At 74.2% G+C, this 24,371-nt stretch carries 29 protein-coding genes; 10 read left to right on the top strand and 19 right to left on the bottom strand.

Annotation, left to right across the window (positions count from 1 at the left end):
* Together KCH_RS39755 and KCH_RS17620 are read right to left on the bottom strand one after the other, a co-directional pair.
* Positions 1 to 553, bottom strand: a 553-nt coding sequence (locus KCH_RS39755) for an IS5/IS1182 family transposase (protein ID WP_035860054.1), incomplete at its 3' end; no start/stop codon positions are given.
* A gap of 200 nt (positions 554 to 753) precedes the next feature.
* Entirely contained in the window at positions 754 to 1,368 is a 615-nt protein-coding gene (locus KCH_RS17620) for a TetR-like C-terminal domain-containing protein (RefSeq protein ID WP_035864118.1), read from the bottom strand.
* Positions 1,369 to 1,555: 187 nt separating this feature from the next.
* Here KCH_RS17620 and KCH_RS17615 point away from each other — a divergent pair, with 187 nt between their 5' ends.
* Positions 1,556 to 2,302: an SDR family oxidoreductase gene (locus KCH_RS17615; RefSeq protein ID WP_051653170.1), complete on the top strand. Its 747-nt coding sequence runs from the start codon at positions 1,556 to 1,558 to the stop codon at positions 2,300 to 2,302.
* 7 nt (positions 2,303 to 2,309) lie between these two features.
* Here the strand turns inward: KCH_RS17615 and KCH_RS17610 are convergent, their stop codons facing one another.
* Both KCH_RS17610 and KCH_RS17605 read right to left on the bottom strand, forming a co-directional pair.
* Entirely contained in the window at positions 2,310 to 2,861 is a 552-nt protein-coding gene (locus KCH_RS17610) for a cysteine hydrolase family protein (protein ID WP_035864117.1), read from the bottom strand.
* Positions 2,862 to 2,917: 56 nt separating this feature from the next.
* Complete coding sequence (locus KCH_RS17605) at positions 2,918 to 4,174, bottom strand: MFS transporter (protein WP_051653169.1); 1,257 nt, start codon at positions 4,172 to 4,174, stop codon at positions 2,918 to 2,920.
* A 124-nt stretch (positions 4,175 to 4,298) separates the two neighbouring features.
* Here KCH_RS17605 and KCH_RS17600 point away from each other — a divergent pair, with 124 nt between their 5' ends.
* Complete coding sequence (locus tag KCH_RS17600; RefSeq protein WP_035864116.1) at positions 4,299 to 5,234, top strand: LysR family transcriptional regulator; 936 nt, start codon at positions 4,299 to 4,301, stop codon at positions 5,232 to 5,234.
* A 114-nt stretch (positions 5,235 to 5,348) separates the two neighbouring features.
* On the opposite strand, the gene KCH_RS17595 is transcribed toward KCH_RS17600, so the two are convergent.
* The gene (locus tag KCH_RS17595) at positions 5,349 to 6,191 is read right to left on the bottom strand and encodes a class I SAM-dependent methyltransferase (protein WP_244305356.1); all 843 of its coding nucleotides are present in this window, start codon (positions 6,189 to 6,191) and stop codon (positions 5,349 to 5,351) included.
* A 77-nt stretch (positions 6,192 to 6,268) separates the two neighbouring features.
* On the opposite strand from KCH_RS17595, the gene KCH_RS17590 reads away from it, so the two are divergent.
* Both KCH_RS17590 and KCH_RS37385 read left to right on the top strand, forming a co-directional pair.
* Complete coding sequence (locus KCH_RS17590) at positions 6,269 to 6,916, top strand: RNA polymerase sigma factor (protein ID WP_035864115.1); 648 nt, start codon at positions 6,269 to 6,271, stop codon at positions 6,914 to 6,916.
* Positions 6,913 to 7,965, top strand: a complete 1,053-nt coding sequence (locus KCH_RS37385) for a CU044_5270 family protein (protein WP_051653168.1) — start codon at positions 6,913 to 6,915, stop codon at positions 7,963 to 7,965. The genes KCH_RS17590 and KCH_RS37385 overlap by 4 nt, the downstream gene beginning before the upstream one ends.
* A gap of 91 nt (positions 7,966 to 8,056) precedes the next feature.
* On the opposite strand, the gene KCH_RS17580 is transcribed toward KCH_RS37385, so the two are convergent.
* Positions 8,057 to 8,455, bottom strand: coding sequence for an NUDIX hydrolase (locus KCH_RS17580; protein ID WP_035864114.1), 399 nt, complete (start codon positions 8,453 to 8,455; stop codon positions 8,057 to 8,059).
* A gap of 230 nt (positions 8,456 to 8,685) precedes the next feature.
* Between KCH_RS17580 and KCH_RS17575 the strand changes: the two genes are divergently transcribed.
* A complete protein-coding gene (locus KCH_RS17575) occupies positions 8,686 to 9,486 on the top strand; it encodes a bestrophin-like domain (protein WP_035864111.1) in 801 nt (266 codons plus the stop codon).
* Between the two features lie 67 nt (positions 9,487 to 9,553).
* Here the strand turns inward: KCH_RS17575 and KCH_RS17570 are convergent, their stop codons facing one another.
* The 7 genes from KCH_RS17570 to KCH_RS17545 all read right to left on the bottom strand — a co-directional run bounded on the left by KCH_RS17570 (position 9,554) and on the right by KCH_RS17545 (position 15,565).
* A complete protein-coding gene (locus KCH_RS17570; RefSeq protein ID WP_208865961.1) occupies positions 9,554 to 10,684 on the bottom strand; it encodes a hypothetical protein in 1,131 nt (376 codons plus the stop codon).
* Positions 10,685 to 10,872: 188 nt separating this feature from the next.
* Positions 10,873 to 11,229 (bottom strand): hypothetical protein, encoded by a 357-nt coding sequence (locus tag KCH_RS17565; protein WP_035864109.1) that lies wholly within the window; start codon positions 11,227 to 11,229, stop codon positions 10,873 to 10,875.
* The gene (locus KCH_RS17560; protein WP_035864107.1) at positions 11,226 to 11,687 is read right to left on the bottom strand and encodes a hypothetical protein; all 462 of its coding nucleotides are present in this window, start codon (positions 11,685 to 11,687) and stop codon (positions 11,226 to 11,228) included. The genes KCH_RS17565 and KCH_RS17560 overlap by 4 nt, the downstream gene beginning before the upstream one ends.
* 32 nt (positions 11,688 to 11,719) lie before the next feature.
* Positions 11,720 to 12,298 carry a nuclear transport factor 2 family protein gene (locus KCH_RS17555; protein WP_063750161.1) on the bottom strand — a complete coding sequence of 193 codons (579 nt, stop codon included), beginning with the start codon at positions 12,296 to 12,298 and terminating at the stop codon, positions 11,720 to 11,722.
* 56 nt (positions 12,299 to 12,354) lie between these two features.
* Entirely contained in the window at positions 12,355 to 12,723 is a 369-nt protein-coding gene (locus tag KCH_RS46630) for an FtsX-like permease family protein (RefSeq protein ID WP_341865383.1), read from the bottom strand.
* Complete coding sequence (locus KCH_RS17550; RefSeq protein WP_341865382.1) at positions 12,711 to 14,834, bottom strand: ABC transporter permease; 2,124 nt, start codon at positions 14,832 to 14,834, stop codon at positions 12,711 to 12,713. The genes KCH_RS46630 and KCH_RS17550 overlap by 13 nt, the downstream gene beginning before the upstream one ends.
* On the bottom strand, positions 14,831 to 15,565 hold the full coding sequence (locus KCH_RS17545; protein WP_051653167.1) for an ABC transporter ATP-binding protein: 735 nt from the start codon (positions 15,563 to 15,565) through the stop codon (positions 14,831 to 14,833). The genes KCH_RS17550 and KCH_RS17545 overlap by 4 nt, the downstream gene beginning before the upstream one ends.
* Positions 15,566 to 15,651: 86 nt before the next feature.
* On the opposite strand from KCH_RS17545, the gene KCH_RS17540 reads away from it, so the two are divergent.
* Complete coding sequence (locus tag KCH_RS17540; protein ID WP_035864103.1) at positions 15,652 to 16,260, top strand: response regulator transcription factor; 609 nt, start codon at positions 15,652 to 15,654, stop codon at positions 16,258 to 16,260.
* A 14-nt stretch (positions 16,261 to 16,274) separates the two neighbouring features.
* On the opposite strand, the gene KCH_RS17535 is transcribed toward KCH_RS17540, so the two are convergent.
* The 4 genes from KCH_RS17535 to KCH_RS17520 form a co-directional block, all read right to left on the bottom strand.
* Positions 16,275 to 18,251, bottom strand: coding sequence for a histidine kinase (locus KCH_RS17535; RefSeq protein ID WP_157032088.1), 1,977 nt, complete (start codon positions 18,249 to 18,251; stop codon positions 16,275 to 16,277).
* 215 nt (positions 18,252 to 18,466) lie between these two features.
* Positions 18,467 to 19,198: a hypothetical protein gene (locus tag KCH_RS17530; protein ID WP_035864101.1), complete on the bottom strand. Its 732-nt coding sequence runs from the start codon at positions 19,196 to 19,198 to the stop codon at positions 18,467 to 18,469.
* Positions 19,138 to 19,428 carry a hypothetical protein gene (locus tag KCH_RS41395; RefSeq protein ID WP_035864098.1) on the bottom strand — a complete coding sequence of 97 codons (291 nt, stop codon included), beginning with the start codon at positions 19,426 to 19,428 and terminating at the stop codon, positions 19,138 to 19,140. Before KCH_RS41395 ends, KCH_RS17530 begins: the two co-directional genes overlap by 61 nt.
* Positions 19,425 to 19,784, bottom strand: coding sequence for a PadR family transcriptional regulator (locus tag KCH_RS17520; protein WP_035864096.1), 360 nt, complete (start codon positions 19,782 to 19,784; stop codon positions 19,425 to 19,427). Before KCH_RS17520 ends, KCH_RS41395 begins: the two co-directional genes overlap by 4 nt.
* Positions 19,785 to 19,884: 100 nt before the next feature.
* On the opposite strand from KCH_RS17520, the gene KCH_RS17515 reads away from it, so the two are divergent.
* Positions 19,885 to 20,820, top strand: a complete 936-nt coding sequence (locus KCH_RS17515) for a S41 family peptidase (RefSeq protein WP_244305355.1) — start codon at positions 19,885 to 19,887, stop codon at positions 20,818 to 20,820.
* A 149-nt stretch (positions 20,821 to 20,969) separates the two neighbouring features.
* On the top strand, positions 20,970 to 21,833 hold the full coding sequence (locus KCH_RS38660; RefSeq protein WP_035864094.1) for a lamin tail domain-containing protein: 864 nt from the start codon (positions 20,970 to 20,972) through the stop codon (positions 21,831 to 21,833).
* Here KCH_RS38660 and KCH_RS17505 read toward each other — a convergent pair.
* Entirely contained in the window at positions 21,812 to 22,294 is a 483-nt protein-coding gene (locus KCH_RS17505; protein ID WP_244305354.1) for a carboxymuconolactone decarboxylase family protein, read from the bottom strand. The genes KCH_RS38660 and KCH_RS17505 overlap by 22 nt on opposite strands.
* A complete protein-coding gene (locus KCH_RS17500; RefSeq protein ID WP_035864092.1) occupies positions 22,291 to 22,956 on the bottom strand; it encodes a class II aldolase/adducin family protein in 666 nt (221 codons plus the stop codon). Before KCH_RS17500 ends, KCH_RS17505 begins: the two co-directional genes overlap by 4 nt.
* Positions 22,957 to 23,088: 132 nt before the next feature.
* Between KCH_RS17500 and KCH_RS17495 the strand changes: the two genes are divergently transcribed.
* A complete protein-coding gene (locus KCH_RS17495) occupies positions 23,089 to 23,472 on the top strand; it encodes a MerR family transcriptional regulator (protein WP_035864089.1) in 384 nt (127 codons plus the stop codon).
* 336 nt (positions 23,473 to 23,808) lie between these two features.
* Complete coding sequence (locus KCH_RS17490) at positions 23,809 to 24,270, top strand: SRPBCC family protein (protein WP_035872478.1); 462 nt, start codon at positions 23,809 to 23,811, stop codon at positions 24,268 to 24,270.
* Positions 24,271 to 24,371 lie beyond the last annotated feature (101 nt).

The raw sequence follows: 24,371 nt of genomic DNA, 5'->3' as shown, positions 1-24,371 counted from the left end.
CGGTGTTGATGTAGGCGCCGTCCGCCAGGACCGTGGCACCGGCGCATCGTGCGGGCAGGTCGGAGGCCCGCCAGACGTGTGCGTCGGCCTTGTTGCCCGGAGCCGGTCGGGCGGCGGCGACCACGAGACGGGTGTCCGCGTCGATGACGACCTGCACGTTCGCCGAGAACCGGTAGTTGCGACTCGAGGCGCCCACACCGCGGTCGCGCACCGGGACGAGGGTGCCGTCCACGATCCACAACCGGTCCGCGCCCGGAGCCGGCGGCCTCACGGGCTCCAGCGCCAGCAGCGGACCGAGTCGCCGGACGACCCGGCACACCGTCGCCGTCGACACCCCGAACAACGGGGCGAGCTGCCGCATCGTCAGGTTCGTCCGGTAGTACACCGCCACCAGCAGCACCCGTTCCGCCAACGGCAGGCACCACGGGCGACCACCACCGGGCCCGTTGCCGCCCCGCTCCCGCACCACCTTCACCAGGCCCTCGAACTGCCGCATCCGCAGACCCGTGAACGTCTCCACCCACAACGGCTCAGCCCGCAACACCCCACCCATACCGGAGAAATTCCCCGATCCAGGCCTTACGGAACAACCTTTACCCGTCTTCAAACCCCCGCCTGCCCCACGACGCCCGGCACGCACTCTCGCCGCACCGGGCGAAAGACCAAGTACATCCAGTACGAGGCCTTCCACCCGGCACGCCGAGAGCACGCACCGGACGCCGCGGGCCTGCGACGCGGGTTTGAAGACGGGCCCTAGGAGGCTTCGCCGCCCGGGGCGATGCCGCGGAACAGGTTGCCGATCAGGTGGTCGACGAAGCCGCGGTCGAGGGGCTGAGCGGGCATCAGCAGGCGGTGGTAGCAGGCGCCCCAGAGCTGGTCGACCAGCGATTCGAGGTCGACGTCGGCCCGCAGCTGGCCGGCCTCGCGGGCCCGGGTGAGCCGCTCGACGGCGAGGGCGCGGCGTTGCAGCACGTACCGCTCGGAGAGCGCCTCGGCGAGGTCGGGGTCGCTCTGCGCCGCGCCGATGATCCCGGCGACCACGGGCCCGTTGCGGCCGAGCAGGTCGACGAAGGCGTACAGCTGCTCGCTCAGGTCGCGGACCACGTCGCCGGTGTCGGGGAAGGCGAGGGTCTCGCGGAACGCGGTGAAGTACGCCTCGAAGGCGAGCGCGCCGGGGGAGGGCCACCACTTGTAGAGGGTCATCTTGCTGACCCCGGCCTGCGCGGCGACCTTGGCGAACGTGACGGCCTGGACACCCTCGGCGAGCAGCAGTTCGGCGGCCGCGGTGAGGGTGGCGCGGCGGACGTCCTCGGCCCGTCGGCGGCCTCGGCCGGGCTTGAGGGCCCTGGGCTCGGGGGCGTGTTCCATCGCGCTGCGCCTCTCGTTCGTCCTGGCTCGTTCGTCCTGGCTCGTCCGGCTCCAGGGGGCCCGACGCACCGTGCCGATTATATGGACGCTCGGCCCACATATATGTGGACCATCGGGCCACATGTTGCTAGTGTACTCAGTGTCCACATGAAGCGAGCCGTCCGCGGCGCAGCGAGAGGGGAACCCCATGACGACCCAGCAGGCACCGGCCCGGGTGGCGATCGTGACCGGCGGCTCCGGCGGCATCGGCAGTGCCGCCGCGCTGGCCCTCGCCGCGCGCGGCACCGCCGTGGTGGTGCACTACGCGGGCAGCGCGGAGCGCGCCGGGAAGGTGGTGGCCGCGATCACCGCCGCCGGCGGCCGGGCCGTCGCCGCTCCGGGCGACGTGGCCGAACCGGCAGACATGGCAGCCCTGTTCGACGCGGCCGAGGAGCACTTCGGCGGGGTCGACGTGGTGGTCAACACGGCCGGCGTCATGCTGCTCGGCCCGGTCGCGGAGATGGATCTCGACACCTTCGACCGGATGCACCGCGTCAACGTGCGCGGCACCTTCGTGGTCTCCCAGCTCGCCGCCCGCCGCCTGCGGCCCGGCGGTGCGCTGATCAACGTCTCCACCTCGGTGACCCGCCTCCAGCAGCCCGGATACGCCGCCTACGCGGCCAGCAAGGGCGCGGTCGAGGCGATGACGCTGGTGCTGGCCCGCGAGCTCCGCGGCCGCGACGTCACCGTCAACACCGTCGCCCCCGGCCCCACCGCCACCCCGCTCTTCCTGGAGGGCAAGCCCCAGGAGGTGATCGACCGCCTCGCCGCCGCCTCCCCCCTCGAACGCCTCGGCACCCCCGAGGACATCGCCCGCACCATCACCCACCTGGCCGGCCCGGACGGCCGTTGGACCAACGGGCAGGTGCTGTACGTGAACGGCGGCATTGCCTGACGGGCCGTCATGGTGCGTGTAGCGCACCGGAGGTGAGCAGCTCCGCGCGCGCGGGCAGGACGTGGCGGAGCACCGCCCGGTGAAGCTCCTGGTCCGGGTCCGCGACGCCGTCGGACAGCACGTGGAGGCGGTAGTCGCGGTCGGCCGCGTCGAGCGCGGTGGACAGGACGGCCCCGCCGGTGCTGAGGCCGGCGAGGATCAGGGTGTCGATGCCGCGGGCCCGCAGCCGCTGGTGGAGCTCGGTGGTGGAGAGGGCGCCGAGACGCGTCTTCCGGGCCACCAAGTCGCGGGCCGCTACGTCGAGTTGGACGGCGGTGGCCGGGTCCTCGTGGTGCAGGGCCCGGTGTCGGGCGATGGCCGCGAAGGTGGCGTTGCCGGCGGGGACGGCGGCCCAGTCGTCCTCGGTGAACGCCGTCCGGACGTGCGCCACCGTGCCGCCCCGCGCACGGACGGCGGCGGCGGCCCGGGCCAGCCGGTCGAGCAGCGGACGCCCGGCTTCGGGCAGGGTGGCCAGGACGGCCGGCTGGCAGTCCAGGACGAGCAGTGCGGTGTTCTTCACGGGAAGTCCCTTGCTCTCGGCGGAGGTTGGCGAGCGGAACGGCGGTGGAGCGACGGTCAGGCGCGGCTGTTGAGCGGCGCGGGCGGTTGCGGTGCCGACGGCTGCGGCGCAGCCGCCTCGCGGCGGGGCAGCAGCAGCGGGGTGGCCAGGGCGAGCAGGCCGGCCACGGCCAGCGTGGTGCGCGGGTCGGTGAGGGTCGCGAGCAGGCCGCCGAGCGCGGTGAGGGCGGCGATGGCCGCCTGCTGGCCGATCGACCAGGCCGTCAGGGTGCGGGCGACCAGGTGCTGCGGGGTGCGTTCCAGCCGGTGGGCGGCTACCACCGGCGTGAACAGGCTCATGTTGACGATGATCGCCAGCTCGACGGCCATCACGGTGACCAGTCCGGCCGTGCCGGACGGCACGAAGGCGAGGCCGATCAGCCAGACGGCGCGCAGCGTGCCGATGGTGCGGAACACCCAGGTCCGGCCGTGGCGGGCCACCACGCGCGGGGCCAGCCGGGAGCCGATCAGGCCGCCGAGGCACGGGGCGGCGAAGGCCAGGCCGTACTGCCAGGCGGAGAAGTGGAGTTGGCGCAGCAGCAGAACGGCCAGCATCGGTTCGGTGGCCATGATCAGGCCGGACACCAGCAGGTTGTTGAGGTACAGCGGCCGCAGCCCCGGGTCGCCGAGCAGGTGTCGCCAGCCGTCCAGCAGCGATCCCGGCCGCGTGCCGGGGCGGCGGGGTGGCGGCTCCTCCCGGCCGCCGACGGCGGCGATGCCGAGCGCCGAGAGCAGGTAGCTGCCGGCGTCCGCCCACACGGTGGCGACCGGTCCGAACACGCCGATCGCCGCGCCGCCGAGCGGCGGTCCGATCGCGATGGAGCTCCAATTGGTCGACTCAAAACGCGAGTTGGCCACCACCAGATCGTCCGGCCGGACGAGTGCCTTCAGGAAGGCGCCACTGGCCGCGCCGAACGCGATCTTCGCGGCGGCGACCACCGCCGACACCGCGAACAGCTGGCCGAAGCCGAGCAGGCCGAAGGCGTACGCGGCGGGGATCGACGCCATCGCGGCGAACCGGAGCAGGTCGGCGGCGATCATCACCGGCCGCTTGCGGCGGAACTCCACCCACGGCGCGAGCGGCACCGCCAGCAGCGCTCCCACGGCCGGGCCGACCGCCGACAGCGCGGACACCTCGGCCGGGCCGGCGTGCAGCACCAGCACCGCGATCAGCGGCAGCGCCCCGAACCCCAGCCCGGAGCCGTACGCGCTCACCGCGTACGCCGCCCACAGCCACCCGAACTGCCGCCCCAGCCGTCGCCTGCCGTAGCCCATCGCGCCCCCTGGCCGCACAAACCTCCGTTGACCGGCCCGAGCAAACCGGGCCGGACAACCACAGGTCAAACAACCATGGAGCCCGTGACCCACAACCACCGGTTGTTCACTAAGGTGGGCGGGCGTGGACCTCGAAGCCGTACGCACCTACCTCGCCGTCGCCGAGGCGGGACAGTTCCAGAAGGCCGCCGTCGACCTGGCGATCACCCAGCAGGCGGTCTCCAAGCGCATCGCCGCACTCGAACGGGACCTCGGGGTACGGCTGTTCACCCGCACCCCGCGCGGTGCGGAGGCGACCATCGACGGGCAGGCGTTCCTGCCGCACGCCCGCGAGCTGCTGCGGGTCGCCGATCGCGCCGTCGCCTCCGTGCACACCGCCCGCCGACCGCTGCGGGTCGACGTGATCAACCTGCGCGGCGCGGCGTCCGGCCTGATGCGCGCCTTCCACGGCGCCCACCCCGGGACCGAGCTGGACGTGGTGAAGCTGCTCGACATCGACGAGGCCGTCGCCGCGATCCGCTCCGGAGCCGTCGATGCCTCCTTCCGGGCCGTCGGCTCCCCCGGCCGGCCGCTGCCCGACGACCTCGCCGCCGTCCGGGTGGTCGACGAGCGGCTGGAACTGCTCACCGGCCCGGGCCACGTGCTGGCGGGTGCCCACGCGGTGACGGCGCGTCAGCTGGCCGGGCACCGGATCTGGATGCCCGGCATCCTGCCGGGCTCCGAGTGGGCGGCCTACTACGACGACCTGACCGCCGAGTTCGGCCTCACCATCGAGGCCACCGGCCCCAACTTCGGCTCCGACGCCCTGCTCGACACCATCGCGGAGACCCCGGCGCTCGCCACCTTCATGAGCGACGGCACCCGCCTGGTCTGGCCCGCCGGGCACGGGCTGCGCCGGATCCCGCTCACCGACCCGACGCCCGTCTACCCGCACTCGCTGGTGTGGCACCGCGACAACCCGCACCCGGCGCTGGCCGCCCTGCGCAGCTACCTCGCCGCGACCAAGGCCGCCCACGACGCCCCCGGCACCTGGGTGCCCGGCTGGGTGCACCCGGACTGAGGCCGCGGCAGTCCTCGCCGGGCAGGGTCACGTAGGGGGAGTTCGCCACCTCCAGTCCGATCATCAGCCGACGTCGGTCCGGCAGAGAGGATCGGAACGCACTCTGATCGGACGTCACCGATCCGTCGGGCGGCCCGCCGTCACCACGTAGTAGTCGAGCAGGCGGCGCTCCCACGCGTGCCGGAAGTTCCGCGGCCAGGTGTCCTCGTCCCACCACCGGCTGAGCCAGGCGTCCCAGCCGGGCCAGACGCCGGGGCCGATGGATCGGGTGCGGACCTCGGTCAGGCCGGCTGCGGCGAACGCGTTCGCGAGGGCGCCGACGGGGCGCGCGATGTCGAGGCCGTCGGCGAAGGTGAGGAGCAGCTCGGCGAGGTCCTCGGGGCGGCCGGGGGAGTCGTCGGGGGTGAAGAAGCTGGTGACGGCGACCCGGCCGCCGGGGCGCAGGACGCGGAAGGTCTCGGCGGCGAAGGCGGTCAGGTCGGGGAAGTGCTGGGCGGCCTCGACGCTCAGGACGGCGTCGAACTCCCGCTCGGCCAACGGGATTTCTTCGGCCGCGCCCTGCACGAACCGCAGCCGGTCGGGCTCGCGCCGGAGCGTCTCGGCGTGCGCCTCCCGGGCCCGCCGCAGCTGCGCCGGGTGGATGTCCAGGCCCGTCACGGCGGCCGCGCCGTACTCGGCGAGGGCGAGCGCGCAGCCCATCCCGAGCCCGCAGCCGACCTCCAGCAGGCGAGCGGCGTCCGGCAGGCGGAGGGCGTCCAGGACGTGCCGGTAGAGGGCCTGCTGGCTGCGGATCCGGTCCGTCTCGTCGAGCGGCCGGGAGAGGTCGATGCCGGGCCAGTAGCCGAAGTTGATGAACCCTCCGGCGAAGATCTGTGCGGCGCTCAGATCCGCCGGTCCGTAGGTCTCCTGCACCGCCGGGCGCATCGCGGGGGCGGGCTGCGGGGCGTCGTGTTCCACGGGGCCACCTCTTCGAACCGGCGGACGAGTGACGCAGGTCACAGGGAACCTTACCGGCCGGGCGGACAGGAGGTGGCGTGGAACTGTCACAACGGGCGCGCCTGCGCGCCGGGGACCAAGGGGCGCTGGCCGAGCTCTTCGACGAGCACGCCCAGGCCGTGTACGGCTATGCGCTGCGCACGCTGGGGGACTGGGCGGCCGCCGAGGACGCGGTGTCGCTGACCTTCCTGGAGGCGTGGCGGCTGCGCGGCAGCCTGCACCGGGACGGCGACTCGGTGCGGCCGTGGCTGTTCGGCCTCGCCACCAACGTGCTGCGCAACACCGCGCGGACCGCCCGGCGGCACCGAGCGGCGATGTCGCGCCTGCCGGAACGGGAACCGGTGCCGGACTTCGCCGACGCGCTGGTGACCAGGCTCGACGACGACGCCCGACTGGCCGCCGTCCGGCGCGCGCTGGCCAGGCTGCGGCGCGGCGACCGGGAGGTGTTCCGGCTGTGCGTCTGGGTCGGGCTGGACTACGCCTCGGCCGCCGAGGCGCTGGGCGTGCCGCTCGGCACCGTCCGCTCCCGGCTGTCCCGCGCCCGGACCCGGCTCCGGGCGCTGACCGACGAGGAACTGACGCTGGATCAGAAATCGGCACTGGATCGGGAACCCGGGTCCGGCCCCGGACAGGTACGGCACGGCGGCGTCGGAGCCGCCCGGTCGACGCAGGGAGACATCCGATGAACGACGGGCCCGAGATGCTCGCCGCCGACCGCCAGCGGCGTTTGAAGGAGCATCTGATGAACGAGATCGCCAGGCAGTCCGCGAGCGGGCAGTCCGCGACCGAGCAGTCCACGGCCGCGCATCCGGCGCCGCGCCGCCGACGCCTCGGCTGGCTGATCGCACCCCCGGCGGTCGTCGCCGTGGCCGCCGCCGTCGCCCTGCTCAGCACCTCGCAGCCGGGCGCTCCGGCCCCGCAGGCGGTGGCGCCCGGAGCGTCCGCGAGCGCGACGCCGTCCCCGTCGCCCACCGTCCTGACCGGTGGCGAGACGTCCTGCCCGAACGGCATGGCCCCGGCGGGCCTGGTCGTCCGGCCGGCCGGGTCCACGCCGGCCGGCGACCCGCTCCAGGCCCTGACCGCCGCCGCGGAGGCCGGGGCGAACAGGCCGGGACTGCAGGTGAAGGACCATCAGTTCGTCTACACCGAGACGCTCGTGCAGCACGACCAGGAGCAGCCGTGCGTGCGCAGGGACTGGACGGCCGCCGACGGGAACACGCAGGGGCTGATCAAGGACCCGTTCAACGGCACCATGGGCTACGCCCCCAACGTCGCGGGCAGCCCGGCCGGCCTGCACGCCCCCGACCAGCGCTTCCTGGCCGGGCTGCCCACCGACCCCCAGCGCCTGCTGGAGCAGGTCTACGCGGACAACCCGAAGGGCAACCCCGACCGGGACGCCACCGCCTTCCGCACGATCGCGAACGTGCTCACCTCGCAACTGCTGACCCCCGCCGTCGGCGCCGCGTTCTGCCGGGCCGCCGCCGCCGTCCCCGGCGTGACCCTGGAGGCCGGGGCCGTCGACGCAGCCGGGCGGCACGGCATCGGCGTGGCCCGCGCGGAGGGCACCGACCGGACCGAGCTCGTCTTCGACGGCGCCACCTGCGAGTTCCTGGGAGCCCGCGGCGTCGGGATGGTGCGGACCGGCGAGAACGGCCCGCTGGTCCGCGCCACCTACGCGTCCGCCGTCCTGCGCCACGCGGTCACCGACAGGGCCGGCGAGCAGCCCGCCGGCTGAGCGGTCCGCCCGCGTCGTCCGGGTGTCGGTGCAGGGACGGGCGACCGCCGTCGGTCGCCCGCCCCTCCTCGGGAGACCGCCCTGCGCGCGGTCAGTCCCGGCTCAACTCGCCGTCCAGGTACGCCTGTACCGGCCCGCACAGGCCCGACGGGACGTACTCGGCGAGCCGGCCGCGGGTCACCCACTCCAGCGCGACCAGGTCCTCGACGCCGGCCACCGACGCCGGGCCGGCCGCGACCGAGCAGGCGAAGTACGCCGTCCGAAGGCCGTTCACCGGATGCGCGCGCTCGGCGAGCAGCCGCGCGGCCGTCACCGACAACCCCGTCTGCCCGGCCGTCTCGCGGGCCGCGGCCGCCTCCGCCGTTTCCCCGTCCCGGACCTCACCGGCCGGGAACTGCCACCACAACTCGCCGTCCGCCGCCCGGCGTTGGACCATCAGCACCCGCCCGTCCCGGACCACCACGGCGACGGCGACACCCGGCTCGGTCATGCTGCTCCTCCACGACGACGGCTCCGGTCCGATCCTGCCCCGGACCCGCGCCGCGCCGGCCGAGGCGGCACCGGCGGCCCGCCCCGCTGCTCCCGATGGAGCAACCCGGCCCCCGCGCTGCCTACCCGCACGGTGTCGCGGACCGGCCCCCGGCCGCGCGGTGATGATCGCAGGTGCCCGTCCCGCGCCCGCCGGGCGGCGGGAACGACCCCCACCCCGAAGGTGCCCCCGTGGTCCTGGTCATCGTCGTCGCCGCCGTCGCGCTCTTGGTCGGCCTCGCCGCCAACCGCTACCTGCGCCCGCTGGTGCTGAAGGAGGACGACGACACCGGCATGGCCGTCAAAGACCTCGTCGGCCCGCTGCTCACGCTGACCGTCCTGCTGCTCGCCTTCGTCCTGGTCACCGCCAACGGGTCCTACGGCAAGGCCGAGACCTCCGCCCGCGGCGAGGCCCGCGCCCTCGACCAGATCGTCGAGACCGCCGAGTACGCGCCCGCCGCCCAGCGCAACCGGATCCAGGCCGACGCCGTCTGCTACGCCCGTGCCGTCCGGCTCCAGGAGTGGCCGGCGATGTCCGACGGCAACGGCTCCGCCGCACCCAGCGTCTGGACGGCCGACTTCCGGCAGGCGTTCGGGGAACTCCAGGGCCAGGCCGTCTTCAGCATGCTGATCTCCGCCGACAACACCCGCTCCGACGAACGCGACGAGCGCCTCACCCAGGCCACCGCCAGCATTCCCGGCGCGATCCTCTGGTTCCTGCTCGCCACCCTCACCATCACCGTCGTCGCACTCGGCGTCTGCCTGCCCCGACGCAACAACCGCGGACAGATCATCACCCTCGTCGTGATCACCGCGCTGCTGACCACCACCCTCGTCCTCATCCGCGACGTCGACCGGCCCTTCGGCGGCATCATCGACGTCCCGCCCACCGCGATCGCCGAGATCGAGCGGCAGGCCCAGCGCGACTTCCAGGCCAACGACCCGGGCGCCCAACTCCCCTGCGACGACCGGGGGAACCGCCGCTCCGCCTGACCGGACGCCGGAGGCCCGGACCGCGCGCTGCGGTCCGGGCCTCCGGCGTTCACCGCCCGCGGGCGGCTCAGCCGCCGCCGTAGGTCGCCTGCGTCACCGCGAAGACGTTGCGGCCGCCGACGGTCTCCTGCAGCGACCACAGCAGGTCCGGGTTGGTGGCGTCCTCCCAGTACGAGAGGCTCTCGCCGCCGCCCACCCAGGCGAACGTCGACGGGCCCGCCGTCGGCGTCCAGTAGTAGAGCTGCTTCTGGCCCGAGGAGTTGAACCACCACCGGCCGTTGTGCGAGGCCACGCCGTTCAGCTTGTACCAGGGCAGTTGGAGCGCCTGACTGGCCGTGGTCGTCGCGGCGAAGGTCGTCGCCCCCGAGGCGAACGGGTAGCGGACCGCGCGCGGCGCGCGGTTGGGGTAGTCGGTGCAGGGCTGCGCCGCCGGGCAGGTGTACTCCGTCATCACCAGCGACTTGCTGACCCGGTCCAGCGAGACCGAGGACCACGCCAGCTTGTCCGGGGAGGTCGTCTGCGAGGTGACGGTGCCGATCTGCGGCAGCACGTACGCGTAGTTGTGGGCGTAGTAGACGCTGCCGGACTGCCGCCCGATCTGGTCGGCGGTGCCGCCGGTGTCGGTGTTGAGGATCTTGCGCATGTCGAACACCCGCATGCCGCGGCCGGTGTCCGCGACGTACAGGTAGTCGCCGTACCAGGAGACGCCGCCGGCGTGGATCGGGATGTCCTTGAAGTCCGGGGCCGCCGCCGTACCGGTCGGCTCCACCAGCAGGATCTTGCGGTACTTGTTGGGGTAGGTGGCGTCCCAGTCGGCCAGCGTGATCCGGCTGCGCTGCTGTTTGCCGGTGCAGCCGTCCTTGGTGTACCAGCTCACCAGCACGAGCTGATGGCCGTCGTAGTTCCCGCTGTTCGCCGTCCCCACGGCGTCCCGGCTCGTCGTGATGCCCTGCGGGTAGCTCTGGCAGTCCGAGTTGTCCCCGTCGTCGAACCGGAACCCGGTCTCCAGCCCCGCCACCGAGAACGACGCCGGCAGCGCCTGCCGGTCGTGGTTCGCGTTCTCCATCACGGTGTGCACGGGGGACGTCCCCAAGGTCGACACCAGCGCCGAGTTCAACGCGTCGAACTGGTGGTAGTCCGCGCTCAGCGTGAACTGCGAGGCCGTCAACTCCGTCGGCCCCGCCGCAGCCCCCGCCACCGGCGCCCCACCACCACCCCACCGACCACCAGCCCGGCCGCAAGCACCGCCTGCGCCACCGTTCGGACATGACGAATCATCAGAGCGATCCTCTCCACACGAATGGATCAACCGCCACTCACGCTAAGCGCGCACTGAGCATGTCCGCAACACCTGGAACTCCCTTACCCCACTCTTCAGTTGATGGTTCAGTTGTCGGTGTCCTTCGGATGCCGCGGCGCCGCGTATACGAGGAGGACCGTCCTCGCCGGCTCGTCGACGACGTAGCGCACCCGTCCGCCCGACGTCACCTCGTACTCCCACTGCGGAAGCTCGCCACCGCCGACTGTGCGCGTTGCCAGGCGGCCGCGCAGACGGTGCTGCCGATCCGGGTCACGCAAGGACAGGGGATCGCTGCGGAGGGCCTCGAAGCAGCGGCGCGTGTTCGCCGGTGCTTCCGCGCAGAGGTCACCCCAGCCCTTGGCTGCCTCGCTCGTCGCGAACCTGAGGCGCCACTCGCCGTCGATCGGCGGCGGCGGGACGTCGTCTCCGCGCTTGGGGCTCACGGCGCCGGCACCTCGCCGTGGTCGTCGCCCGGCAGGGGTGCGGCAAGACCGGCGGCCAGTTCCGGATCCGCCAGGATCCGGGCCGTGGCGCGCCACTCGACGATCACGCGGTGCAGGTTGGAGTGGACGTCGAGCTCCACCACGTCACGCGTGGCGTTCACGAGATCGACGACGAACTCCCGAACCTCCTCGGCGGACAGGTGCCTGGTCCACGGAAACACTTCCGGCAGCGCGAGCAGGACGGCGCGTGCTCCCTCGTCGCTGGCGATCAGGGCGGAGAACAGCCGGGCGGTGACATCCGCGGTCTCTTCCCGCTGGCGGTCGTGGCGCTCGGTGGTGAGGTAGAGATCCTCGCCGTCACGGCGCGTGACGTGGACGCGGTGGGCCCGTTCGGCGGTGTCCGCGACACGTTTCGAGTTCTTCGAGAGGTCGGAGAACGACACGGTGGGGGTGGACATACCTCCACGCTAGTTCGGAATACATTCCGAAGTCAATTGGATTGGTGCCGGCCGGTGTCGATCACGGATCGCTCTCGGGCCGGGCCGGCGAGGGCGTGGAGGGTGGCTTCGGCCTGCGGGGTGAGGGTGCGGGGGCCGCGGCCGGTGGTCCAGATGGCTTGGACGTCGAGGCGGCGGAGGCGCCAGCCGGCGGGGGTGCGGACGGCTTCGCCGGTGAAGGTGCCGCCGACGTCGAAGTGGGCGCCGGGGGTCTCGCCGCGGGACTGCTGGGTGGTGGCGAGGTGGACGTGGGTCATGAAGGCGTTCCAGCGGACGGCGGCGCGGTCGCCGTCCAGGTCGATCAGGTAGTTGGCGCCCATGTGCTGGGTCCGCTCGAACTTGTCGAGGGTGGCCTGCTCGTGCTCGGCCAGGCCCTCGATGCCGTCGTGCGAGCCCACCGGGGAAGTGAAGCGGACGTCCGGGGTGAAGTGCCGCCGGGCCCAGGCCTCGTCGAAGCGGCCGCCGTCCAGGCTGAGCAGGTAGCCGTCGATGAGGCCGGTGATCTCGGCCCGGTCGGTGAGGACCCGGACCTGCCGCGCCAGGGCGGCGAACTCCGCGGTGGTGATGGTCATGTCCGTAACTCCCGCTCGGTGAAGGTGGTTTGTCGCTCAGCACGGAGACTAGAACTTCAAGCCGACTTGAGATCAAGCGTCCGGCCGCGCAGCGCGGCCCGGGCGGGCAGCCACGTCCCGGCGGCGGCGAGCACCGCGGCGCCGAGGACGACCAGGGCGAGCTCCCCGGCCGGCGCGGCGAACCCGGCGGTGCCGCGGGTGATGCCCTCGGCGTAGCAGCTGAGCACCGCGAAGGAGACGCCGAGACCGAGCACGGTGGCGAGCGCGACCGAGGCCGCGGTCTCCCAGCCGAGCATCCGCCGGATCTGACGGCGGGTGGCGCCCGTCAGCGCGAGCGCGGCGAACTCGCCGCGGCGGTCCGAGATGCTCATGGCCAGCGTGTTGAGCACCGCGATGGCGACGAACGCGACGATCAGCCCCAGCATGACGTCGCCGATCTGCGCGCCGGTCCGGTTCGCCGCAGCCGCCGCCGCAGCGTGGTCGAGCACCCCGAGCCCGGGCTCCCGTGCAGCGCGGCGGCGAGCGCCGGACGGCTCAAGTCGACTCCCCGGACCAGCAGTTCGTCGTCCAGCGGCACGTCCACGTGCGCCGCGACCAGCCCGTGCGCGAGGGTGAGGTCGCCGAACCCGAGGCCGCGGCTGTACAGCGCGACCACCGTGACCTCCGCCGCAGTGCCGTCCGCGAGCGTCAACCGGACGTGCTGGCCCAGCCGGTAGCCCAGCCCGTCCGCGGCCGCCGCCGTCCCCTCCGCCAGGCGGCCGAGGTCGCCGGCGGTGACCCCGAGGTCCAGGGTGTCCGTCAGCCGTTCGGGAGAGACGCCCTGCACGCTGCGCCGGGTCAGCCCGTCCCGGACCTGGGTGTGCAGGACCCGGGTCACGGTCCGGACGCCCGGGACGGCGGCGACCGCCTCCGCGGCCGAGGCCGGCACCCGCGGGCCGACCACGAAGTCCGCGGCGTTGCCGCGCTCGCGCTGGGCGGCGGCCGCCCGGTCGGTCGTGGTCTGGCTGAACAGGATCGCGCAGGCCATCGCGATCAGCAGGGTCAGCGGCGTCACCACCGAGGCCAGCCGGTGCGCCCCGGCCCGGAGGTTGTGGAAGGCGAGGTGGCCGCCGACCCGGGAGGCCCGCATCGGCAGGCCCAGCACGGCGGTTCCGACCCGGGCCAGCACCGGGCCGAGCAGCGCGAACGCGGTGCACCACAGCAGCACGGCGAGGAAGCAGACCGGCGTCGAGGACTGGTCGGCGTGCAGGACGGTCAGCAGCGCGGTGAGCACCACGGCCCCGGCGGCGGCGAGCACCCCGAACGCGATCCGGGCCGCGCCAAGCTGCGGCGGCTTCAACTCCGCCTCCCCGAGCGCCTCGACCGGCTTGACCGCGGCGGTGCGCCGGGCCGAGATCCGGGCCGCCGCCCAGCCGGCCAGCAGCGTGGCGGCGGCGGCCACCAGCGCCGGGAACGGCGAGAGCACCGCGGGCAGGTTCGCCGGGATCACGCCCAGCGCGACGAACCGGCCGTGCAGCCAGCCGCCCAGCGGCAGGCCGGCGACGGCGCCGAGCGCCCCGGCGGCCAGGCCGACGAGCAGCGCCTCCCCGCCGATCATCTTCCGGACCTGCCGCCCGGTCGCGGCCACCGCGCGCAGCACGGCGATCTCCCGCTGCCGCTGCTGGATCGACAGGCCGAAGGTGCCGACCACGATCAGCAGCGCCACCAGCAGGGCGGTGCCGCCCAGCACGGCGCCCATGCTGACCAGGCGCACCTGGGCGTTGGCGGCGTCCGGGAACTCCACCCGCCCGCGGTCCTCGCCGGTGCGGACCACGGCGGCCGGGCCGGCGGACGCACCGGCGAGCAGCGCCCGGACGTCGGCGGCGGCCGACGGGGCGGCCGGGAAGACCCCGACAGCGCTCACCAGGCCCTGGTGACCGGCCAGTTGGCGGGCCCGGTCGGTGCCGAAGAAGACCGCGGACTGGCTGTCGAAGCCCTGCGCGGTGACGCCGACCACCCGGACCGGCAGCGTCCCCGAGGGCGTCCGGACGGCCGTGCCGGAGCCGGGCGACAGGTGCGCGCGGGCCGCGGTGCCGGCGTCGACGACGACCTCGTCCGGGGCGGCGGGCGCGCGGCCGGCCGCGAGGGTCAGCCCGGCCAGCGGCGCGGACTCCCAACCGTGGCCCCAGGAACCGGAGTCGGCCCCGCCGGGCAGCAGCGCCGGGAAGGTCACCTCGGTGGCGACGCGCTCCACCGACGGCAGGGCGGCGATGCGTTCGGCGAGGTCCGCCGGCACCCAGGCCCGGCCGGCGTTCGGCTTGGCCTTCTCCTTGGTCTTCCCCTTGCCCTTGTCGACCAGGACGTGCACCTCCGGGTCGCCGGTGACGACGATCGGCGCAGCCGCGTACCGCTCCGGCCGGACCGCACCGGTCAGTCCGGTGACCAGCAGCGTGCCGCAGCCGCAGACCAGGGCGGCGGCGCAGAACAGCGCGACGAAGGCCCCGACGAACCCGGCCCGGCGGTGCCGCAGGGTGGTGAGGGCGAGTCCCAGCATCATCGGTTCCACGCTCCCAGGCGGATCATGCGGTCGGCGACCTTGGCGGCGGTCGGCCCGGACATGGTGTCGGCGACCCGGCCGTCGGCCAGGAACAGCACCTCGTCGGCGTAGGACGCGGCGACCGGGTCGTGGGTGACCATGACGATGGTCTGGCCGAGCTCGTCGACGGTCTGCCGCAGCAAGGTGAGCACCTCACGGGCCGTCATGGTGTCCAGCGCGCCGGTCGGTTCGTCGGCGAAGACCACGTCCGGTTCGGACACCAGCGCCCGCGCGACGGCCACCCGCTGCTGCTGCCCGCCGGACAGCTGCCCGGGCCGGTGCCCGGTGCGCTCCTGCAGGCCCACCCGGCGGATCAGCGCCGCCAGCTTCCCGGCGTCGGCCCGCCGCCCGGCCAGCCGCAGCGGCAGCGTGACGTTCTGCTCGACCGTCAGCGAGGAGATCAGGTTGAACGACTGGAACACGAACCCGGCCCGCTCGCGCCGCAGTTCGGTCAGCTTCGTCTCGCTCAGCCCGGACAGGTCGGTGCCGCCGAGCCGGACGGTGCCCGCGGTCGGCCGGTCCAGGCCGGCCGCGCAGTGCAGGAAGGTGCTCTTGCCCGAACCGGACGGCCCCATCACGGCGGTGAAGCCGCCACCGGGCAGCCGCACCGTCACCTCGCGCAGCGCGGCGACCGCGCCCCGCCCCTTGCCGTAGACCTTGCTCACGGCGTCCAAAGTGATCGCATCGCTCATGCCCTCCAGCCTGCCGAGCTGCGAACTCCCCTCCCAGGGACGGGAACACGCGCTACCCGTGACCTCGTCACGGGTAGGGTCGGGACATGATCAGACTCCTGCTGGCCGAGGACCAGCACGTGGTGCGCGGCGCACTGGTGGCACTCCTCGGACTGGAACCCGACCTGGAGGTCGTGGCCGAGGCGGACTCCGCCGACGACGTGGTGCCGCGGGCCGCGGTCTTCCGGCCGGACGTCGCGATCCTGGACATCGAGATGCCCGGCCGGCTCGACGGCCTCCAGGCCGCCGCGGCGCTCAAGGAGAAGCTGCCCGGCTGCCGGACCCTGATGCTGACCTCGCTCGGCCGCCCCGGGCTGCTGCGCAAGGCCCTGGACGCGAAGGTCGACGGCTTCCTGCTGAAGACCGTCCCTCCGGCCGAGCTGGTCGCGGCCATCCGCCAAGTGGCCGCGGGCGGACGGGTGCTGGACCCGGCACTGGCGGTCGCCGCCTGGGACTTGGCGGACAACCCGCTCACCCCGCGGGAGAACGACGTGCTGCGCGAGCTGGCCGAGGGCGCCGAACCGCCCGAGATCGCGGCCCGCCTGCACCTGTCCACCGGCACCGTGCGCAACGTGCTGACCGCCGTGGTCGGCAAGCTGAACGCCCGCAACCGCACCGACGCCGTGCGGATCGCCCGCGACGCCGGCTGGCTCTGAGCCCGCAACGGCGGTCAGCGGAGCGGCAGTTCGGCCCGCAGCAGGTACCAGCCGTCGTCCGGTCCGGCGGCCAGCGTGCCGCCCGCCTCGGCGAGCCGGACCGACAGCCCGCCGATCCCGGACCCGGGCGCGGTGACCCCGTCCGGGACCCCGTCGTTCTCCACCTCCAGCCGCGCCGAGCCGTCGGCCACCGCCAGCGCGATCCGCGCGTGCCGGGCCCGGCTGTGCCGCAGGACGTTCGTCACCGCCTCGCGCAGGACCACGCTCAGCACCGCGCCCGCGGCCGCCGGCACCGGCCCGTCCTCCACCTCCACCGCGATCGATGCCGCCTCCAACACCGCCGCTGCCGAGGCCAGTTCGGCGCTCAGCGAGAGCCGCGGGCCGTCGTCGGCCAGCGCCCCCAGCTCGGCCCGGCCGCGCTCGGCCAGCCGCACGATGTCCGCCAACTCGGCCCGGCAGCGCGGGGCGTCGGAGTCCGCCAATCGCCGCGCCAGCTCGGCCTTCAGCAGGACCGCCGCCAGCCCGTGCCCGAGCAGGTCGTGCAAGTCCCGGGCGGCGCGCAGCCGTTCGGTGACGGCGGCGGCGCGCGCCAGCCCGGCCGTGGCCCGCTGCAACTCCCGCACCAGCCGGACCAGCCGCAGCACCGCGTAGACCACCACGCAGCTGACCAGCGCGCTGACGGTCGTCAGCAGCGCCGACACCGGGCCGTCGCCGCCGATCACCCCGGCCGTCACCGCCAGCGCCGCCGCCAGGGCCGCGCCCGCCCGCAGCGGCAGCGCGATCAGCAGCGAACCGGCCAGGATGCCCGCCGCGCCGATCCAGTTCCGGCCCAGCCAGGGCAGCGGCACCAGGGCGAGCACCGCCGAGGCCAGCAGCGCGAGCCGGGCGTGCCGGGTGGCGTCCTGGATCGAGAAGCGGACCTGGAACGCGCAGAACGCCGCCACGCACACCGCCCCGAGGGCCAGCCGCGGCGCGGGGACGAACATCAGCGCCTTGACGCAGAACATGCCGAGCAGCGCGTAGTACAGCGCCAGCGCGGTGCGCAGTTCGGCCGGGTCCGCGGCGGCCGGTGCGGGGGCCGCCGCCACCGCCGCCTCCACGGCGAAGCGGCCGTCCGGCTCCAGGCCGGCCGTCAGCCGGCCGTCCGCCGCCCGGACGCGCTCCGCGAGGCCGTCGAGCACGTCCGCGCCGAGCGCGACGCCGTGCGGCGCGCCGTCGCTGACCACCCGCAGCACCACCTGCCCCGACCGCTCCTCGGTGGACACCTCGCACCGCCGGGCGTCGCCCACCCGCACCACCGCGGTGACCGCCTCGCGCAGCACCGTCGCCAGCACCGTCCCGGCCGGGCCGAGCGGCTCGCGGTGCCCGACCCGGATGTCCGCCACGATCCCGGCGGACGCCAGCAGGGCCCGGGCACTCGCCGCCTCCGGCGCCAGCGACAGGCTGCGCAACTCGGCGGCCGTGGCCCGGGCCGCCGCCAGCGTCCGGCGCGCCACCGCGATCAACTCGTCGAGCACGTCCGGCCGTTGTAGCGCAGCCAGGTCGTGGATCTCGCGCAGGCCCGCCGACAGCCCACTGCCCAGGCTGGACGCGATGCGCAGCCGCTCGTCCGTCACCGCGGACGCCGCGAGCGCGAGCCGTGCGGCGTGCACCCGGGTCGCCAGCAGGGCGAGCGTGGTGACGGCGTACAGCATGGTGCCGCCGAGCGCGACCGTCAGCAGCAGATCGACGGTGTCCCGGAGCGTCGCGGCCCGGAGCGCCTCCACCAGCACCGCACCGGCCCCCAGCAGACCCAGCAGCAGCCGGCGGCGCTCCAGCAGCAAGGACGCGGCCGGCAGGCAGAGCAGGCCGACCGAGACGCCGAGCGGCCCGACCGCGACCGCGCTGACCGCCAACTCCGCGACCGTCCACCGCAGTTGCGGGCCCTGCTGATCGTGTCCCGGCCGGGTGTGCCGCAGTTGCAGCGCCACCAGCGCGAGACAGGCGGCCACCACCGCCGCCCCGCGACCGGCTCCGCCGCCACCCGCCCGAGCCCCTTCAACAGGTGCATCGAGGCCAGCGCGGCCGCCACCGAGACCACCAGCACCCGCACCGTGCGCGGCCCGACGCCCCACCCCCGGTCTCCGTCCACGCGCGCATCGTACGCCGCGGCGGACCACCGGCCGCCCCGCCCGCCGCACGGACGGGCGGCCGGCGCCGTCCGGGGTCAGGCCAGGTCGGACGCCTCCGTCCCGGCGAGCCTGGCCCGGCGGCGCAGCACGCCCGCCGCGGTGGCCGCCGCCAGCAGCGCGAGCACCACGGCGGCGTCGCGGAGCAGGTCGTGTCCGTTCAGCGGGGTGTCGTAGTACAGCGGCGGCCGCGGCATGACGACCCACGGCAGCACCGCCAGCGCCACCCCGCCGGCCTGCACCCGGTCGACCCGCGGATCGGCGAGGTGCAGCAGGTAGGCGACGGCCAGCACGACCGCCGGCCAGGCCGTGGAGGCGTCCAGCGGGACCTGGAGGGACGGCGGGAACACGACGTCCGGGTAGTCCTCCAGCCAGAGGCCCAGCCACCCGGCGGCGATGCCGCACATCGGCAGCCCCACGGCGATCGAGCAGGCCACCGCCCGGGACCGCCCGCGCCTCGACAGGTCGACCCCGTCCGGCGGTGCGAGCAGCACCAACCCGCCCATGACGCACCACAGTTCGAGCAGAGTCCCGGCCGAGGAGGACGGGCCCACCGGATGCACCACGGCCGCCAGCACAGCGACCACGGCGACCAGCACGAACACCCGCGCCACCGCCCATCGGCCCAGCGCGGCGCCCAGCAGCGCGAGCACCCACGGGGCGCTCAGCGCGACGGCAGCCACCACCGGGAGGACGCCCGTCCCCGGCTTCAGCAGGAAGAACCCCGCCACCAGGTGCGCCGCGCCCAGCGCCGCCCCGCCCGCCAGCACGAACGGCGCCGCCCCGGCCAGCGCCCGCCCGCCGGGTCCCGCGAACTCAGCCGGGTCCGCAGGCGCAGCGCGTGCGCCGCCAGCACCGCCCACTCCCGCACCGCAGTCCGCCGGTCGGCGTCCCGCACCGACTCGGCGAGCACCGCCGCGATCTCCTCCCCGTGCGCCGCCCGGTACGCCGCCGGGTACAGCCCCCGCAGCGGCAGCCGCCGCACCAACTCCCCGCTCATGCCGTCCCCCCGTTCAGTCCGAGCGCCGGCCGGAACCCGCCGAGCGCGAGTCGCCGCTCCGCCTCGTCCGCCCCCGCCCGCAAGCGCCGCAGTTCCCCGGCCAGCGTCTCCTGGCCCTGCTCGGTCAGCGCGAAGCTGCGCCGCAGCCGCCCGTTCACGACCTCCTCGTGGTCGACCCGGATCAGCCCCTGCTGGAGCAGCCGGTCCAGCGCGGTGTAGAGCGTGCCGGTCAGCATCCTGGTCCGCCCGTCGGTGATCGCCAGGACTTCCTGGAGGATCGCGTAGCCGTGGCGCGGCGCGTCGGCCAGGGCTGTGAGCACCAGGCGTGTCGGCTCGTGCAATTGACGTTCTGTCATGCGGAGACCATAGATCAATGATTTAGATATGTCGATGGTTGAGCTATGCCGGTCCCCGTCGCCTTGGGCGCCCCCGCCGGCCGGACCTACCATCACGCGCATGACGACCCATCAGCAGACGATCGAGGCCGCACTGGCCCGGATCACCACCGGCTACGTCTTCCCCGAGCGGACGGCCGCCATAGCGACCCTGCTCCGCCGCCAACTCGCCGACGGCGCCTACCAGGGCCTGGGCGAACGGGAGTTGTGCGAGCGGGTCTCGGACGACCTGCAGAAGGCCTGCCCGGACAAGCACCTGCGGCTGCTGTACAGCGAGGAGCCGCAGCCGATGGACGAGGAGCCGGAGGAGGTCGCCCGGGCCCGCTTCGCGCAGTACGCCCGCGAGAGCAACTACGGCGTCCGGCGGGTGGAGCAGCTCGACGGCAACATCGGCTACCTCGACCTGCGCATGATCGCCCCCGCGGACCTCGGCGGCGCCGCGACCGCCGCCGCCATGCAACTGCTCGCCACCACCGACGCGTTGGTCATCGACCTGCGCCAGTGCCGCGGCGGCTCGCCGGAGGGAGTGCAGCTCTGGTGCAGCTACTTCTTCGCCGGCGACGCGGTGCACCTCAACGACATCTACGAGCGGTCCACCGACTCCGTCCGCCAGTACTGGACCCTCGGCCACCTCGCCGCCCCGCGCTACCTCGACCGCCCGGTCGCCGTCCTGACCAGCGACGTCACCTTCTCCGGCGGTGAGGAACTCGCCTACAACCTGAAGGTCCTCGAACGCGCCACCCTCGTCGGCCGCACCACCCGCGGCGGCGCCCACCCCACCGCCCGCTTCCCGGTCGCCCCCACATCACCGTCGCCGTCCCCACCGCCCGCTCCATCAACCCCATCACCGGCACCAACTGGGAAGCCACCGGCATCGAACCCGACCTCCCCACCGCCCCCGAGGACGCCCTCGCCGCGGCCCTGGAGCACCTCCGCACCCGACCGGCCTGACACCCCGCCCGGCCGGTCCGACCTGCGTCATCGCTCGGAGGAGTGATGCGGGCGCGTGTGCGCGCGGGATCCGGCCGAGCGGTTGGGAGAGTAGGGGCGTCGGCCGGCGAAGGCCCCGGTGGGCCGGGGTGCCGACACCCGCACCGGCCGTCTCCCGCGGACGGCGTGCCCATCGAGCCGAGGAGTTCTCCGAGCATGTCCAAAGTCACGACATCGGGAACCTGGACCGCCGTCAGCCCGACCCCGCCCGAGGTCACCGGCCTGAACACCGGACAGATCACCTGGGGCACCCCCGCCGACGGCAGCGGCGGCAAGAGCGGCTACGCGTTCTCCGGCGGCACGATCGACCTGAAGGCCGACGGCTCGGAAGCCGTCCTGGGCACCTTCACCCACCAGAACTTCCCCGTCTTCGGCGGCGGCGTCGACCAGTTCGACGTCGACCTGGTGGTCCGCGTCCGCTTCGAGGAGGACCGCGAGGACCGCCGATTCACCTACCGCTTCCACCACTTCGAGACCCCGAACGACGGCCCCGTCCCCGACGACGAGGTCGACCTGCCCACCCGGGTCTCCCCGGAGAGCGTGACCGTCGACGGCGAGGAGTACGCCGCCGTGATCACCGGCTTCAAGCGCAACGGCGAGATCGTCAACAAGTTCCTCAGCCCCGAGAACGACTCCAACAGCGCCGACATCGTCGCCGTCCTCTCCCGCGTCGGCGCGCCCGACGTGACCATCACCGAGGTGTGCCACAAGGGCGAGGTCAAGTACACCCAGGCCGACGAGTACGTCGAGATCGTCAACCGGGGCACGGCGCACGCGGACATCTCCGGCTGGATCCTCTACGCCGACGACCCCGGCCAGCACTTCACCTTCCCGCCCGGCACCACCCTCAAGGCCGGCCGGCGCATCCGCGTCTACACCGACGAGGTCCACCCCGAGTGGGGCGGCTACTCCTTCGGCAGCGGCCGCGCCATCTGGCACGACAAGGGCGACACCGCGCACCTCCTCGACACCGACGAGACCGTCGTCTCCACCTACAGCTACGGCACCGACGTCTCCTGAACCCCCGCGCCCGGGCCGGCCGCCGGTACGACCGGCCGGCCGGCCCGGGCGCCCTGCTCCGGCAGGAGCTCGACGACGATCTCGATGCCGAGCGCGTAGGCCGGCGTGCCCGCGGTGATGAGCGCGGTCTCCGCGACGCCGATCAGCTCGGCGATCCCGGCGCCTGCGTGGAGCGCCCCCCGGGCGTGGATCCGCGCCGGTTCGGCCCGGCCCAGCGCCAGCAACTGCCCGAAGTGGACCAGCTGTTGGACCCGGCCGCCGAGCGGACTGTCGGCCAGCACCACGTGCCGCAGGGCCGTGAACGCCTCCTCGGTGGCGAGCCGCCCGAACGCCTGCGCCACCCGCAGCCGGTCCTCCACCGCCGGAGGGACGGCCCCGAGCGTCGTCCGGTAGCGCTCCCGCAGGGCCTCGGCACGCCCGGACTCGGCGAAGGTGCTGTCGGTGAAGCCGTGGTCGGTCATCGCGCGACCCGAGCGATCGAGGCCCGGACGGCCTCCAGCGCGCCCGCGGGGAAGTCCACGGCCCCGCCGATCGCCGCCGCGGCGATCTCGGCCTCCGCACTCTCCTCGATCGCCACCACCAGGTGCGCGGTCGCCGCCGCGTCCGGCCCGAACACCAGCAGCCCGTGGTTCGCCAGCAGCACCGCGGCCGTCGTCGGACGCCGCTCCAGCACCTCGGCGATGCCCCGCACCGACACGTCCGACCCGCGCGGCCCCCACGGCACCACCGGAACCTCCTCGGGCTGCCCGAACCGCAGCATCGGCTCGGTCCGGCACGGCAGCGGCCGGTGCGCCACCGCGAAGGCCGTCGCGGCCGGCGAGTGCGTGTGGATGATCGCCCCCACCTGCGGCCGAGCGCGGTAGACGGCGCTGTGCATGGTGATGATCTCGGCGCTGACGGAACGCAGTTCGCCCTCCAGCACCCGCCCGTCCAGGCCGACCGTCGCCAGCTGGTCCGCCTCCAGGTCGCGGACGAACCCCGGAGTCAGCAGAAAGCGCTCGTCATCCAGCCGCACACTCAGGTTGGCGTGCCCGGAGTGCGACATCACCCCGGCCATGAACAACTGCCGGGCGGCCTCGACCAGCTGGTGGGCGCGGCTCTTCACCTCGGACGTTCCTGTCATCGCGTCAACTCCAACTCCCTGTCGGCGACGGCCCGTTCGCCGCCGCTCCGGCTGTCGGCCACTCTGCGACTTGAACTAAGGTTCAAGTCAAGCGCCGGGCCGGCGCGACGACAGGAGGAGGAGCGGCGGACCATGCTTATGACGATCGGTCAGCTTGCCGAGCGGACGGGCGTTCCGGCCTCGGCCATCCGGTTCTGGGAACGCCACGGGCTCCTCCCCGCACCCGAACGCCAGGGCGGCCAGCGCCGCTACCCGCCGCAGGCCGCGGACCGGATCGTCCTGCTGCGCAAGTTCCAGCAGGCCGGGCTCAGCCTGGCCGAGGTCCGCGAGTTCCAGCAGGACCAGCCGCGCCGGCACGCGATGATCCGCGCCAAGGTCGCCGAGATCGAACAGCGCATGATCGATCTCGACCACGCCCATCAGCTCCTGACCCACGCCCTCCAGTGCAGCCGCACGGACATCGTCACCTGCCCCACCTTCCGGGAACAGCAGGCCACTTGGCGCCCGTCCGACTGACGCCGCCGGCCACTTCTCATGCGCCCCGCGGCGGCCGGCGCAACAGTGAGGGCCCCCGGCACGGCCGCTCCGCCAGACCCGTCGACGGCTACGGCATTTACCGCGCGACCGCGCCCGCCTCCACCTCCTCGAAGACCCCCAACCACCACCGGCCCCCTCCTCCACGACTTCGCCGTGGACCCCGCGGAGCACCCCGCCGCGCACTGACCGGCGGCCCGGAATTCGCGGTTCGCCCCGACGCAAACAGCCTGGCAGCGGCGGCCGGATGGTGCGATCATCCACCGATCCTTCCCGGCCCCACGACGGCCGGAGCCGTACCGGACAGGGGAGTTGGACGTGCCGAGCACCGAACTGAGCCACCGCTACGAGGTCGCGGCACCGCCCGCCGCCGTGCTCGCGCACCTCGCGGAGCCCGCGAACTACCTCGGCCTGTCCCCGTTGCTCGTGGACGTGCGGGAGGTGCGGCGCGAGGACGGGGTCACGCACTACGTGGCCGTCGAGCGTTTCCGCTTCCTCGGACTGCTCCGGCACGACAACGTCATCCGGGTCACCCTGCGCACCGAGGACGCCCGGCTGCCGGACGAGGCGGTGGTCAGCGGCGAGGTGGCCAGCCCCGGCGGCGTGCGGATGGACTACCGCTTCGCCGTCACCGCCCGGGGCGACGGCGGCTCCCTGGTGGTCGACACCCTGCGGCTGCACGCGCCGTTCGGCCTGCTCCGCTACGCGGCCGGGAAGGCCGGAGCGGTGCAGGCCGAACGCGGCCGAGTACTGGCCCGCCGGCTGGCCACCGCGGGCTGAGGCCGACGGGCCGACGGGCCGCCACCGGGGCACGGTCGCTATCCCGGTCCGAGTCGGGCCAACGCCGTGCGCACCTGCTCCCGGAACCAGCGCTGTGCGGG

It is taken from the genome of Kitasatospora cheerisanensis KCTC 2395 (genome assembly GCF_000696185.1).
GTDB lineage: Bacteria > Actinomycetota > Actinomycetes > Streptomycetales > Streptomycetaceae > Kitasatospora > Kitasatospora cheerisanensis.
This window is presented reverse-complemented; position numbering and strand designations above follow the sequence as displayed.